Genomic DNA, 13496 nt, shown 5'->3' on the forward strand with positions numbered 1-13496 from the left:
GGGGAATTTATGATTTAAGATTTATGATTTGCCCAGAGCAGGAGGTCGAGGGCGGTCGGATGGGTCGACTGAGGATGATGGGAAAGGGGCAGAGGGTCTTGATTGCTTTTTGGGCGGGAGGCTGCCAATTCAGTCAAAATGATGGAGACGGGAGGGACATTCTCTGAGCATGGGACGACGGAGGCGCTGTTTGATGCGCTGCCGGATGTGGTGTTTTTCATCAAGGATGCGGCGGGGCGGTATGCGCGGGTGAACCAGACGCTGGCGGAGAGATGTGCGGGTGGGGATAAGGCGAAGCTGATTGGGAAGAGGCCGGAGGAGGTGTTTCCGGAGGCGCTGGCGGCGAGCTATGCACGGCAGGATGAGGCGGTGCTGAAGACGGGGAAGCCGGTGGAGCATCAGCTGGAGCTGCACATTTATCCCGGGCACAAAGCGGGCTGGTGCCTGACGACGAAGCATGCGCTGCGCGATGCGAAGGGGCTCATCGTAGGTGTGGCGGGGATCTCGCGGGATCTGAATGCGCCGAGCGACAAGGCGGGTGGCTTTGCGGAACTGGCGTCGGCGCTGAAGCACATGCAGCAGCACTTTGCGGAGAGCCTACGGATCGAGGACATTGCCAAGAAGGCGGGGCTGAGTGTGTATCAGTTTGAGCAGCGGGTGCAGCGGCTGTTTCAAATGAGCCCGCTGCAACTGCTGCACAAGCTGCGGCTGGATGAGGCGACACGGCTGCTAAGGGAGACTGAGCGCACGCTGGCGGACATCGCGATCGAAACGGGGTGGTGTGACCAGAGTGCGTTTACACGGCACTTCAGCCGGTATGCGGGGATGGCGCCGGGGAAGTACCGGGGATTGAAGAAGCAGTGAGTTTCCAGATGGTGCCTCTATCCGATGGCTGTCGGGTAAGGACTTATGCCTGCGAGGGGGATTTTGGCCCCTCACCCCGGCCCTCTCCCCCAAGGGGTCGATGCGTGTTTGACGATTGATTTGAGTGGGGAGAGGTAGCGGCACGTTCGGCGCGCTGATGATGGGGAATTTTTTAGACTCGACGAAAGCGGTGTTGGCGATGAGGGGGGCAAGTGATCCCCTGATGCGATGAAAAAGGGTCTGAAGGCGGAGGCATGAGCCAACGGAGGGGGATCATCTTGATCCCCGCACCTGCAGCGTGTTCGTGGATGTGCGAGGGCGCTGGGCGATGCGGAAGCGTGTGGGATCGGGACGATCCCACTCCTCCAGAGTGCTGGCGCGGCTGCGTGAGTGGTCAGGCCATGAGGGCTTTGACGGGCTTGGCGGGATTGATGCCGATGAGCTTTTGGTCGAGGCCCTGGAACTTGTAGGTGAAGCGGTCGGCGTTGTAGCCGAGGAGGTTGAGGACGGTGGCGTGGAAGTCGCTGATGTGGAGCGGGTCTTTGACGATGTTGTAGCTGAAGTCGTCGGTCTCGCCGTAGATGGCGCCGCCTTTGGCACCGCCGCCGGCCATCCACATGGTGAAGCAGCGGGGGTGGTGGTCGCGGCCGTAGTTTTCTTTGGTGAGACCGCCCTGGGAGTAGATGGTGCGGCCAAATTCACCGCCCCAGATGATGAGGGTGTCGTCAAACATGCCGCGCTGCTTGAGGTCCTCGATGAGGGCGTGGCAGGGCTGGTCGATGTCCTTGCACTGGCTGGGCATGCGGCCGCCGACGTTGCTGTGGTGGTCCCAGTTGTTGAGGTAGATCTGGGTGAAGCGGACGCCGCGCTCGGCGAGGCGGCGGGCCATGAGGACGCTGTTGGCAAAGGTGCCGGGCTTCCTGGCTTCATCGCCGTAGAGCTTGAAGATGTGCTCGGGCTCGCTGTTGATGTCTGTAAGCTCTGGCACGCTGGCCTGCATGCGGAAGGCCATTTCGTACTGCTGGATGCGGGTGTGGGTTTCGGGGTCGCCGACTTCTTTGAAGTTGATCTCGTTGAGGGCGTTGAGGCCTTCGATGGTGCGCTTGCGCACGCTGCTGGGTACTCCGGCGGGGTTGTTGATGAAGAGGATGGGGTCGCCTTTGCTGCGGAATGAAACGCCTGCGTGCTCGCCGGGCAGGTAGCCGCTGGACCAGAGGCGGGAGGAGATGGCCTGCTCCTGCTCGCGATTGGTGGGCGTGGCAATGAGGACGACGAAGGTGGGCAGGTTGGCATTCATGCTGCCGAGGCCGTAGGAGGCCCAGGAGCCGAGGCAGGGACGGCCGGTGATCTGATTGCCGGTCTGCATGGCGCAGATGGCGGGTTCGTGATTGATGGCCTCGGTGTGCAGCGAGCGCATCCAGCAGATGTCGTCGGCGTTTTTGGCGAGGTGGGGGAGGAGGTCGGAGTTCATCCACATACCGCACTGGCCGCGCTGGGCGAAGTTGAACTTCGACGGCGCGATGGGGAATCGCGCCTGACCGCTGGTCATGGTGGTGAGGCGCTGGCCGTTGCGGATGCTGGGCGGCAGATCCTTGTCATACCACTTCTGCATCTCGGGCTTGTAGTCGAAGAGGTCCATCTGCGCCGGGCCGCCGACCATGTGCAGGTAGATGACGCGCTTGGCCTTGGGGGCGAAGTGAGGGCCCATCGCTCCGCCGGATGATGCACTGGCGAATGATTCGCCGAGGAGTGATGCGAGTGCGGCGCCGCCCAATACATTCTTACCGCGCGAAAAAAGCTGGCGGCGGGTTTGGTAGAGGTCCCATTCGTGGAGGATATTCATGGCAGTGTGATTACTTGTTCAAGACTTCGTCCAGATTCATGACTTCGTTGCAAAGCATGGTCCAGGCGGCGAGTTCGGGTTTGGGGAGTTTGTCGTCGGCTTTGGATTCGCCGACTTTGAGGAGGGACTCGGCTTCGGCGGCATTGGCGGTGTAGAACTTGCGCATGTCGGCGAGGCTGGCGTGGAGGATGGGTTTCTCGGCGTCCTTGAGGGGGCGGCAGAGGAGGTGCTCGTAGATGGCGGAGAGCCTGGCGGTGTCGTCTCCTTTGACGTTTTGGAGAGTGTGCTGGGCGAGGTTGCGGGCGGCTTCGATGAACTGGGGGTCGTTCATGGTGACGAGGGCCTGCAGCGGGGTGTTGGTGCGGTCGCGGCGGACGCAGCTCATTTCGCGGCTGGGGGCGTTGAAGATGTCCATGTTGGCGGGCGGGGCCATGCGCTTCCAGAAGTCGTAAAGGGTGCGGCGGTAGAGGTTTTCGCCTTTGTCCTGCACGTACTTTTCCGTGCCCATGCCGACGACCTCCCAGATGTTTTCCGGCTGGTAGGGCAGGGTGCCGGGGCCGCCCATGCGGGGAGAGAGGGTGCCGCTGGCGGCGAGGGCGTAGTCACGGATCATCTCGGCGTCCATGCGGAAGCGCGGGCCGCGGGAGAGGAGGGCGTTGTCGCGGTCCTTTTCCAGCTTGGCGGGGGTGATGACGGCGGCCTGACGGTAGGCGGCGGAGGTGACGAGCATCTTGTAGAAGCGCTTCACATCCCAGCCGGTTTCTTTGAACTCGACGGCGAGCCAGTCGAGCAGCTCGGGATTGGAAGGGGCGGAGCCCATGATGCCGAAGTCCTCGCTGGTCTTGACGATGCCGCTGCCGAAGAGTTCCTGCCACATGCGGTTGACGGTGACACGGGCGGTAAGGGTGTTGTTGTCGCTGACGAGCCATTGGGCGAGGCCGAGGCGGTTCTTCGGAGCATCGGCGGGGAGCTTGCCCAGGGCGGCGGGCACGGCGGCCTCCACGGGGTCTCCCACCTTGTCATACTGGCCGCGCATGAGGATGTTGGCCATGGGCTTGGTGTCCATCTTTTCCTCCTGCACATGAGTCATGGGGCTGCGGGCCTTGATGGTTTCCTGCTCGGCGGTGAGCCTGGTGCTGGTGGCGAGTGCGGTCTGGTAGGCTGCATCGCGGGTGGTGAGGTAGTGCTCAAAGAGCGCCTCCTGCTGCTTTGGCCCCGGCTTTTTGGCAGCGAGCATGGTGCGCAGAGGGCCCACTTTGGAAAGGGTCATGACTTCCGCTGCGCTGAGCTGGCGGTCGTAGATGCGCACGTCCTGCACGCCGCCATCGGTGAAGTAGGAGCCGTGGCTGCGCTGGCCGATGCGTGTGGGAGTCGTCGTTTTGATGCTGCCTTTGAGTGCGTTCACGTCCGGGCGGATCTGCGCCTCCACGCCATCCACAAAAATGCGGACGCCGCCAGCCTTGCCTTTGCCGTCGTAGGTCACAAACACATGCTGCCACACGTTGGGGCGCAGGGCGGGTTTGGCGGTGCTGACCTTGATGGCGTCGCCTGGCCAGTTGCTGACGATGTGCACGGAGAGCTTGTTGTCGCTCTGGAAGAGATCCCAGCCGCGATGGCCGTTCTTTTCATCCATGCGGCTGAGAATGCTGCCTGCGATGCCGGTGACCTTGCCCGCGCGAATCCAGGCACCATAGCTGAAGGCGTGATCCTTCTCGTAGTCACCCACGTCGCCGATCTCGAAGGTGCTGTTCGGTTTCATCACAGGCGCGGGGCCCAGTTTGCCATCGGGCTTCCAGGTGACTTCGCCAGTGGCCTTGAAGGTTTTGGCGCTGCCGCAGGTGGCGTTCACTTCGCTGCCAGCGCCTTCATTGAGCGGCAGGTGCGCGGTGATGCCCTTGGTGGGCACATCCTTGTCGAGGTCTTCTGGCTTGGCGGTGGTGAGCCAGAGATCGAAAAGAGGTTTTGCGGTTTTGCGTGCGGCGTCCTGCTTGGTTTTCGCCGCGGCGATCTCCGTGGGCAGTGCGGTCCAGCGCGGGCGGTCCTTGTCCGTGGGCAGCACGAGGATGGGGCCCAGGCCGTCCTTCACGTTGCCGTCCTTGGGCTTCTGCGTGGTGTTGCGGAAGAAGGCGGCCATGGAGTAGTAGTCCTTCTGCGTGATGGGGTCGAACTTGTGGTCGTGGCACTGAGAGCAGTTGGTGGTGAGGCCAAAGTAGACCCAGCCCATGGTCTGTACGCGGTCGGAAGCGTAGTTGGCGAGGTTCTCTTCATCGATGGTGCCGCCTTCATTGGTGGTGATGTTGCAGCGCTGGAAACCGGTGGCGATGAGCTGGTCTTCGGTGGGCTTGGGCAGGAGATCGCCGGCGATCTGCTCGACGGTGAATTTGTCGAAGGGCTCGTTGTTGTTGTAGGCTTTGACGACCCAGTCGCGGTAGGGCCACATCTCGCGGGGTTTGTCAAAGTGGAGGCCGTGGGTGTCGGCGTAGCGTGCGGCGTCCAGCCAGTAGCGGGCGCGGTGCTCGCCATAGGCGGGGGATTTGAGGAGCTCGTCCACCAGCGCGGAATACTTCTGGTCGGTGAGCGGGAGGTAGCGTGTCATCAGCTCCGGGGAAGGCGGCAGGCCGGTGAGGTCCAGGGAGACACGGCGGATGAGCGCGTGATCCTCCGCCTGGGTTGCGGGAGTGAGTCCGATTGCTTCCAGTTTGGAAAGAATGAAGCGGTCCACTGGAGTCTTGATCCAGGCGCTGTCCTTCACGGCAGGCAGAGGGGCTTTCCTGGGCGCGATGAGGGACCAGTGCGGCTGCCAGGGCGCACCCTGGGCGATCCATTCTTTGATCAGCGCGATCTCTGCGGGCTTGAGCGTCTTGTGTGACTCGGGCGGCGGCATGAGGTCGTCCTCATCCTTGGTGATGAGGCGCTGGAAGAGGCTGCTGATCTCCGGCTTGTTCTTGATGACGGTGGGCTGTTCGCCCTCCTTGGCGGTGAAGAATCCGGCCTCGGTGTCGAGGCGCAGTCCTGCTTTACGCGTTCCCGGGTCCGGGCCGTGGCAGTGGAAGCAGGCGTCTGCGAGGATGGGGCGGATGTCTTTGTTGAAGCCGATGGGCTGCGCAGCAGTCGCCACAGAGGCGAGAAGCGTGAGGAGCAGGGTGAGGTTGATGCGCATGCGTGAGTGGGGAGGTTGTATGGAAGTGTCCAGGACTGGTATGAATGTGCTTACGGTGGCTGGGTGACTCATATTGCGGTCAATCAGGCGAATTTTAGGGCGGATGCTGGCGTCAGACCATGGCGCTACACAAAGCCAGGCGCTCGGCTTCTGGGAGGCTGCTGGCAGTGATGCCATGCCAGGCGGCATTGATGTCGATGCGGCTCCAGATGGCGGCGAGGCAGGCGCCCAGGCACTGGCGTTCTTTGGATGCCCTCATGTGGGTGAGGAGATTGAGTGCGAGATCGGGGCGGTGGTGTTTGACGATGAGGATGAGGTCTTTTAATTCGTCGTCACTGAAGGAGGCGACGACTTCGGCATCGCGGAGCATGGCATCGAGCAGATGCAGGTCGCGTGTGTTGCCACGGCGCAGGCTGGCGGCCGCCCGCCGGAGCCGCTCGCGGCGCTGGAGCAGGGAGTGCATGGCGATTTTCATGCTTCAGGATACGCCAGCACCCGCATTCGCGTCTTGCATGGGCATGGCATCCTTGTGTAAAATACACGCACCATGGCTGCGATTTCACCACAGGCATTTTTACGGCGCGCAGGCGGAGCGGAGCTGGCGCGGCTCTTTGACCTGCTGCCGGACATTTCCTTTTTTATCAAGGACCGAAAGGGGCGCTTCATGGCGGTGAACGGGCGCGGGTGCGACTACTGCGGGGTGAAGCATGAGAAGGATGCCATCGGCAAGACGGATGCGGACTTCTTCCCGCGCAGCCGTGCGGCGGAGTACCATGCGGATGATGAAACGGTGATGCGCACGGGCAGGCCGATCGTGAACCGGGTGGAAAGCGCGCCGGAGGCGGAGGGCTCGCCGCGACTGGTGATGTCCAGCAAGATCCCGCTGCGCGATGCGGAGGGGCGAGTCATCGGCGTGGCCGGTTTCTCGCGGGAGCTGGAGCAGGTGCGCAGCCGCAGCTCCGGCGAGGCGCGGTTTGCGAAGGTGATCGAGCAGATGCACAAGCACCCCGAGGCGGCGCTGAGCAGCGCGGAGATGGCGCGGGTGTGCGGGCTGTCGCAGAGCCAGTTTGACCGCAGCTTCCGCCGCGTGTTTGGCTCCTCGGCGCGGCAGTACCTGCTGCGTGTGCGGGTGGAGGCGGCGTGCCGCCGGCTGGCGGAGACGGAGGAGACCGTGGCCGCGCTGGCGGTGGAGCTGGGGTTCTACGATCACGCGCATTTCACGCGGTGCTTCAGGAGCATCATGGGACTTACGCCGGCGCAGTTCCGGCAGCAGAGGGTGCCGTCCTTCTTTGCCCAGAGGGCGGCGAAGAAAGGGGGATGACGTTGCGGGGGCAGGATGCCCCCGCTACTCCTCGCGAAACTCCGGGGCCCTGCGCGCTTTTGTTATCTCCTCAAACGCGTGTCCGAGCGCGAGGATGCGCGCATCCGCATGCGCGGTGCCCATGAAGGAAAAGCCGATGGGGAGGCCGTCCACAAGGCCGAGGGGCACAGTGAGGTGAGGGTAGCCCGCCACGGCGGCGGGCGTGCTGGCGACGCGGTCGTTGCTGTCGCCATGGGCGAGATCGATGAGGCCGACGGGGTCGTTGGTGGGGCAGATGAGGGCGTCGAGGCGGTGCTCGCGCAGGGCGGCGTCGATGCCTTCGGGACCGGCAAGACGGCGGGCCTCGGCGCGGGCGACTTCTCCGGCTGCGATGATCTCAGGCGTGCCGAGTTTTTCCGACTGAATGAAGAACTCCTGCGCAAAGTGCGGCATCTCGGTGTCGCGGTGCGCTTCGTTGAAGGCGATGAGTTCGGCGAGGGTGCGGACGTCGCCACCACGTTGTTCTAGGTAGGCGTTGAGGTCCTGGCGCAGCTCAATGAGCATGGCGCGCCAGGCCAGGGAGCCGGCCTTGCGCAGGGTGGGCAGCTTGACGGGATCGATAATGATGGCTCCGGCTTCGCGCAGTTTTTGCAGGGCGGCATCAAAGAGGGCCAGGACCTGCGGGTGGGTGCCGCTGTATTCACGGATGACGCCGAGGCGTGCGCCTTTGAGCGCATCAGATTTTAAGTCTGCTGTGAAATCCGCTGCCAGCACCTGCATGAGAAGCGCGGCGTCACTGACGGTGAGTGTCATGGGCCCTGCGGTGTCCTGATGATGGGTGATGGGGATGATTCCCGCGCCGCTGATGAGGCCGACGGTGGGCTTGAAACCGACGATGCCGCAGGCGCTGGCTGGGCTGACGATCGAGCCGTTGGTTTCGGTGCCGATGGCGGCCGGGGCCAGGCCCGCGGCGACAGCGGCGGCAGAGCCGGAACTGGAACCGCTGGCGCTGTGGGTGAGCTTATGGGGATTGCGGGTGAGGCCGCCGCGTGCGCTCCAGCCGCTGGTGGATTTTGGGGAGCGGATGTTGGCCCACTCGCTGAGGTTGGTCTTTCCGAGGATGACGGCTCCTGCAGCACGAAGGCGGGAGACGAGGGGTGCATCGCTTTCAGGCGGGCGATTCCGCAGGGCCAGCGAGCCTGCGGTGGTGTGCATGGTGTCGGCGGTTTCGATGTTGTCCTTGATGAGTATGGGGAGGCCGTGCAGCAGGCCGGGAGGGGCGTGGGCGGCGATGTCTTTGGCGGCGGGATTCAATTCGATGACCGAGCTGATGCGGGGACCGGATTTGTCGAGCTGCGTGATGCGTGAGAGGAAGTGCTCCACCAGCAGGAGAGGCGTGGTTTGTGCCGCTTCGAGCTGCTCGGCAAGCTGGCTGCAGGTAGCGTAGGGTGCCGGTGGGCGGTGTTGCCGCTGCGTGCATGCAGCGGGGGAAAGCGCTGCTGTGGCGAAGGACTGTAGCAGGCGGCGGCGGTTCATGATTGAAACAGAATGCTCTGACCCACCCCTGCCTTCAAGTGCGTCTCATCCATGAAATGAGAATGAATGTTGCGAGTGCTCGGGGCTGAGATTGACGTACAAAGTACAGGGCGCGTAGATTTTTGCCTTTTGATGCAGGGGAGAATGATGGCAGACCTGACTGAGCTGGTAGGCGGAGCCTTTTCCGGGGGCTTTGTACGCGGGCGCGTGTCTGTCGGCTACCGTCTGGGCATGGTGCTGGTGCTGCTGGCCCTGCTCATTTTGCCGCTGCTGTATCTGGCATTGATTGCGGGGATGGGATGGCTGCTGGTGTGGCATGTGCAGCATGATCTGGTATGGATCAGTGAAGCCTCGGGACTGGGGCGGCGGAATGGCCGGGCGGTGCTGCTGGCGGGCTTTCTGTATCTCGCTGTGGCGGTGGCGGGTGCGATTTGCATTTTGTTCATGATGAAGCCGTTGTTTGCGCCGCTGCCGAAGCAGCCGCCAACGGTGACGCTGGACCCCATCTCACAACCGGCTTTGTTTGCCTTGATCCACCGCATCTGCGACCTGGTGGGGGCTCCGCATCCGGTGGTGGTGGAGGTGGACTCGCGGGTAAATGCGTCGGCGTCGTTCCGGCGTGGGATGGCGAGTTTTTTCAGCCATGATCTGGTGCTGAGCATCGGCATGCCGCTGGTGGCGGGACTGACGGCGCGGCAGTTTGCGGGAGTGCTGGCGCATGAGTTTGGCCACTTTGCGCAGGGGGGAGGCATGCGGCTGAACTACGTCGTGCGCAGCATCAACCGCTGGTTTGCCCGTGTGGTGCTGGAGCGTGATGGCTGGGATGAAAAGCTGGATGCGCTGTGCAGCCGGGAGGGGTTCAGCGGCCTTTTGGGAACTGTGTCCCGTGTCATGGTGGGGGTGGGCCGGAAAGTGATGACTCTGCTGATGCAGCTGGGGGGCGTGATCAGCGGCTTCATGTCGCGTCAGATGGAGTATGATGCGGACGCCCATGGCGCGAGGGTGGTGGGCAGTTGTGAGATGGAGGGCGCACTGCTGCAGCTGGGGCTTCTGGATCATGCCGAGACGGCGACGGTGAAGTCCATGCTGGCCCGGCTGAAGGACGGGGAGCTGCCGGACAATGTGCCGGGGCGTATCGCCAGCCAGGTGCTGGCCATGCCGGAGGTGGTGCGCAAGCAGGTGAAGAGCAGGGGGCTGGCGGAGGATGCCTCGTGGTGGAGCACGCACCCGGCCCTGAAGGACCGAAAGGAAAGACTGGAGGAGCTGGCTGCGCCTGGAGTGTGCAGCCTGGATATGCCTGCGGAGGCGCTGATGCACGACTTTGCGGGTCTGTGCAAAACGGTGTCTCTCTACTGGTATGATGTGGAGCTGGGGCTGGATCTTAATGAATTTAAGCTGGTGGCCGAGGAGGCGCCAAACCGGCACATGCAGGACCAGCGGCGGCGTCAGGAGCAGGAAGATCAAAGTCGGCTGGATGCGCAACGGCAGGGGGAGGAGATGGAGCTGAAGGACAGGCTCCGTGAAGCGGCGGTGAGGGAGATGTTTGGACATCCGCCGTCTCCGGAGCGGCTGATGCCGCTGCCGATGGTCGCTGCGGAGATGTGGGCTGAGGCGGCTGCCGTGGTGAAGGCCTGGAAAGGGGGCTACGAGGCTGCCTGCGAGCGAGAGATGAGGCTGCGCGATGTGCTTTGCCGACGCACGCTTGTCTGCCAGCTGGTCCACGGCGGGCATGATGCCACCGGGGTGACGATGCCTGGAGTGGATGTGAGCAACGCTGCCGCCGTGATGGCTGCGCAGGCGGAGTCTCTGCGCGAATACGAGGTGACTTCAAAGCAGCTGGCGGTTTTTGAGCAGGCGGCATGGTCGCGCCTAGGGGCTGCTTTGGCGTGGCGCTTTCAGCAGGAGGGAGTCCCGGCAAGCTGGCGTGAGCAGGTGCGGCTGCTGGTGGAGGCGCAGCGTGCACTGGCTGCCGCGCAGGCCCATATTGCAGCGGTGTGTGTGGAGGCCTTGTGGCTGGAGAGTGCCCGGGGCGCCACAGCCGAGGCCAGGCAAGGTGGTGAGGTACGCGTGCAGGTTGGTGTGAGCCATGCGGTGCAGGCGCTGGCGACGGCGGCCAATCCCTATGACAAGGAGCAAAGATCGCTGGCTGCTGCGCTGGTGCCACAATCTGCCACCGGGCCGGATGTTTATGCGCGCCTGCGCAACAACCTCCGCCATTTTACCAACTCTGTGACCCGTGATCTCTGCGTGCTGGCCCATGAGGTGGAGACGGGCTGGCAGGCGTCCCCCCGGGGCCAGAAATCCGGCGAAGGCGGGACGGGCGCCTGGCAGGCTGCTGTGCTGCCGATGGCGGCGTGAGACATGGGTGCAGCAGGGAGATTTTCCCAGGCCAAGGGCAAATTCCACCCTTTCTCGTTTTTGTTATTGTCTCAGGGAAGTGGGCATGATAAAAACCGCGCCTTGTCTGTGAAATTCCCTGTTTTTTTAAAGCTTTTTGTCTGTCTGGCCTCCGCGACTGCATTGCAGGCGGAGGAGCCTATGCTGCCGCAGGCTTTGAACTCCGGAGCTTCCTTTCCTTCCGGTGGGCCGCGTGTCTTTCTGAAGCCGTCGAAGTCAATCAAGCCGCCGGTGAGCACCACCGCCGCGCAGCCTGCGCCGGCGATCGTCGAGGCGCCTACGGCGGAGACACGCCTGCGCCGTCTGGTGGTGGTGTCCGGCACGATGACGCCGGAGGCCATCCGCGAAACGATCCTCGCCTGCGGGCAGACGCGCACGCCAGTGACGACGGCCGGTGGTATGAATGCCCCTGCGCCAATGCTGTCTGATCTTGCCGGGCTGTTTGGCTCGACGGTGACTGAGGACACGCAGAAGAAGGTTTTGGAAACCGTGCGCAAAGGCATGGGGTCGTCCGCAAAGCCGCTGCAGCGTGTGGAGGTGGTCGGCTGGCTGCCAAGCGAAGGTGTGATGGCTGTGGCGGTGTATCCCGAAAGCTGAACTGCTTTGCATGACAACTGACCGGGCCGCTTCAGCTGTTCCAAGGGTGCTGCTGGCGGAGGAAAGCCTGCCTTACCGGCGAGTGATCCGCGAGGCGCTGACGGCCTTCCGTGAGTGCGAGGTGGACGATGCTCCGAGCGGGGAGCGTGCATTTGAGATGGCGCTGCGGCGTGAATACTCGCTGTTTTTGTTTTCGCTGCCACTGCCTGACATGAAAGGGGACATGCTCGACCGCCTGCTGAGCAAAGCCTACCCCATGGTGCATGCCGGGGTGCATGCGGCGCCGCCGGTGATATTTCTGATTCAGCCGACGGATGCGATGAGGTTTCAAGAGCTGCAACGCGATGTGCGAGTGCGGGGCAGCATGCCATTGCCGCCCAAGCTGGATGTGCTTTTGTCTGTGACGGCCAAGCTGCTCCCGGAGCGCCGGGGGCTGGCTTTTCCACCGTTTTCCCCACCTCCCCATGTTTCCTGATCCCAAGCGTCGCAGTGTGAAGATTTGTGGCATCACCCAGCCGCAGCAGGCGGGGGTGCTGTTTGCGCTCGGTGCAGATGCGGTGGGCATCAATCTCTGGCCGAAGTCGAAACGCCACATGCCGCTGGAGGTGGCTGTGGGGGGGCTGCAGGATGTGGCTGGAAAGAATGCGCTGGTGGCGGTGCTGGTGAATCCCGACGCGGCCCTCCTAGACGCGGCGGTCTCCAGCCAGCTTTTTCAGGCGCTGCAACTGCACGGAGATGAAACGCCTGCCGAGGTGGAGCGGCTCATGAAGCGCGGGGTCAATGTCATCAAGGCGCTGCAGGTGCGTGATGAGGCCTCGCTGGCGCAGATCGGCGAGTTTGCCTGTGACTCCATCCTGCTGGATGCCTACAATCCGGGCACTTATGGGGGAGGCGGGCACGCTTTTCCGTGGGAGCTGGCGGTGCGGGCGCGGGAGATGTTTCCGCAGAAGCAGATCCTGCTCTCCGGCGGGCTGACTCCTGACAACGTGAAGCAGGCGGTGGAGCAGACCCAGCCTGTGGCGGTGGATGTGGCGAGCGGTGTGGAGTCTCTGCCTGGAAGCAAGGACCTGCTGCAAGTCGCGCGCTTCATTGCTGAAGCACGGGATGGGTGGGTAAAGGCTGCGGGCGACAGCGCAAGCTGAGACGATGCCGGGCGTCTGACGATGTCGGAGCTTGTGCAGTCACCTGCCTTCGGCATGCTGCATTCCTCCATCTCCTCCAATCTTCACTGTCATGCAGCCCGACTCTTTCCGCCTCCGTCTTTCGGCCCTCATGGGTTTCCTCGCTATCGCACTGGGGGCTTCGGGCGCCCATGGGAAAGTGCATGACAAACTGGTGGCTGCCGGTGAACTGGCCCATTGGGAGACGGCGGTGCAGTATCATCTGCCTCATGCTGTCCTGCTGCTGCTGCTCACCTTGCTTGCGAGCGCGAAGCCGCTTGTGGTGTGGGCGTGGCGTCTTTTTTTCATGGGCATCGTGCTTTTCAGCGGTTCGCTTTATGTGCTTGCCTACACGAGCACGAAATGGCTTGGGGCCATCACTCCACTGGGAGGATTGAGCTTCATGGGGGGATGGCTTTTGATCGCGATGTCGGCCAAAGGAAAATGAGCCTGAGCAGCAATCTGCAATGAGAGTGAAAAACACGTTGCGTCATCACCAGAGCTTGCTCCTATACCGGCCCTTCAAGCAGAGGCTCGGTAGCTCAGTCGGTAGAGCAGGGGATTGAAAATCCCCGTGTCGGCGGTTCGATTCCGTCCCGAGCCACCTCTTGAAGCAATAAGCCGCCACAAGACTTTGTG

At 63.0% G+C, this 13496-nt stretch carries 11 protein-coding genes and 1 tRNA gene; 8 read left to right on the plus strand and 4 right to left on the minus strand.

From position 1 onward, the window contains the following. Positions 1-138 precede the first annotated feature (138 nt). Entirely contained in the window at positions 139-864 is a 726-nt protein-coding gene (locus tag ACFQDI_RS13040; protein WP_377167210.1) for an AraC family transcriptional regulator, read from the plus strand. Between the two features lie 394 nt (positions 865-1258). Here the strand turns inward: ACFQDI_RS13040 and ACFQDI_RS13045 are convergent, their stop codons facing one another. The 3 genes from ACFQDI_RS13045 to ACFQDI_RS13055 all read right to left on the minus strand — a co-directional run bounded on the left by ACFQDI_RS13045 (position 1259) and on the right by ACFQDI_RS13055 (position 6342). Continuing rightward, a complete protein-coding gene (locus ACFQDI_RS13045; RefSeq protein ID WP_377167212.1) occupies positions 1259-2707 on the minus strand; it encodes a DUF1501 domain-containing protein in 1449 nt (482 codons plus the stop codon). A 10-nt stretch (positions 2708-2717) separates the two neighbouring features. Next, complete coding sequence (locus tag ACFQDI_RS13050; RefSeq protein ID WP_377167214.1) at positions 2718-5867, minus strand: DUF1553 domain-containing protein; 3150 nt, start codon at positions 5865-5867, stop codon at positions 2718-2720. A gap of 112 nt (positions 5868-5979) precedes the next feature. After that, complete coding sequence (locus ACFQDI_RS13055) at positions 5980-6342, minus strand: hypothetical protein (protein ID WP_377167216.1); 363 nt, start codon at positions 6340-6342, stop codon at positions 5980-5982. Between the two features lie 72 nt (positions 6343-6414). On the opposite strand from ACFQDI_RS13055, the gene ACFQDI_RS13060 reads away from it, so the two are divergent. Further along, complete coding sequence (locus ACFQDI_RS13060; protein WP_377167218.1) at positions 6415-7188, plus strand: AraC family transcriptional regulator; 774 nt, start codon at positions 6415-6417, stop codon at positions 7186-7188. 24 nt (positions 7189-7212) lie between these two features. On the opposite strand, the gene ACFQDI_RS13065 is transcribed toward ACFQDI_RS13060, so the two are convergent. Further along, a complete protein-coding gene (locus tag ACFQDI_RS13065; protein ID WP_377167220.1) occupies positions 7213-8703 on the minus strand; it encodes an amidase in 1491 nt (496 codons plus the stop codon). Positions 8704-8847: 144 nt separating this feature from the next. Between ACFQDI_RS13065 and ACFQDI_RS13070 the strand changes: the two genes are divergently transcribed. The 6 genes from ACFQDI_RS13070 (at position 8848) to ACFQDI_RS13095 (ending at position 13461) form a co-directional block, all read left to right on the plus strand. Then, a complete protein-coding gene (locus ACFQDI_RS13070) occupies positions 8848-11061 on the plus strand; it encodes a M48 family metalloprotease (RefSeq protein WP_377167222.1) in 2214 nt (737 codons plus the stop codon). Positions 11062-11169: 108 nt separating this feature from the next. Next, positions 11170-11697 (plus strand): hypothetical protein, encoded by a 528-nt coding sequence (locus ACFQDI_RS13075; protein ID WP_377167224.1) that lies wholly within the window; start codon positions 11170-11172, stop codon positions 11695-11697. 10 nt (positions 11698-11707) lie between these two features. Next, the gene (locus ACFQDI_RS13080) at positions 11708-12172 is read left to right on the plus strand and encodes a response regulator (protein WP_377167226.1); all 465 of its coding nucleotides are present in this window, start codon (positions 11708-11710) and stop codon (positions 12170-12172) included. Beyond that, the gene (locus tag ACFQDI_RS13085; RefSeq protein ID WP_377167228.1) at positions 12162-12839 is read left to right on the plus strand and encodes a phosphoribosylanthranilate isomerase; all 678 of its coding nucleotides are present in this window, start codon (positions 12162-12164) and stop codon (positions 12837-12839) included. The genes ACFQDI_RS13080 and ACFQDI_RS13085 overlap by 11 nt, the downstream gene beginning before the upstream one ends. Before the next feature lie 91 nt (positions 12840-12930). Continuing rightward, on the plus strand, positions 12931-13305 hold the full coding sequence (locus ACFQDI_RS13090; RefSeq protein WP_377167230.1) for a DUF423 domain-containing protein: 375 nt from the start codon (positions 12931-12933) through the stop codon (positions 13303-13305). 83 nt (positions 13306-13388) lie between these two features. After that, positions 13389-13461: transfer RNA gene (locus ACFQDI_RS13095), tRNA-Phe, on the plus strand. The last annotated feature ends 35 nt before the right edge of the window (positions 13462-13496 follow it).

Source organism: Prosthecobacter fluviatilis (assembly GCF_042655725.1).
Taxonomy (GTDB): domain Bacteria; phylum Verrucomicrobiota; class Verrucomicrobiia; order Verrucomicrobiales; family Verrucomicrobiaceae; genus Prosthecobacter; species Prosthecobacter fluviatilis.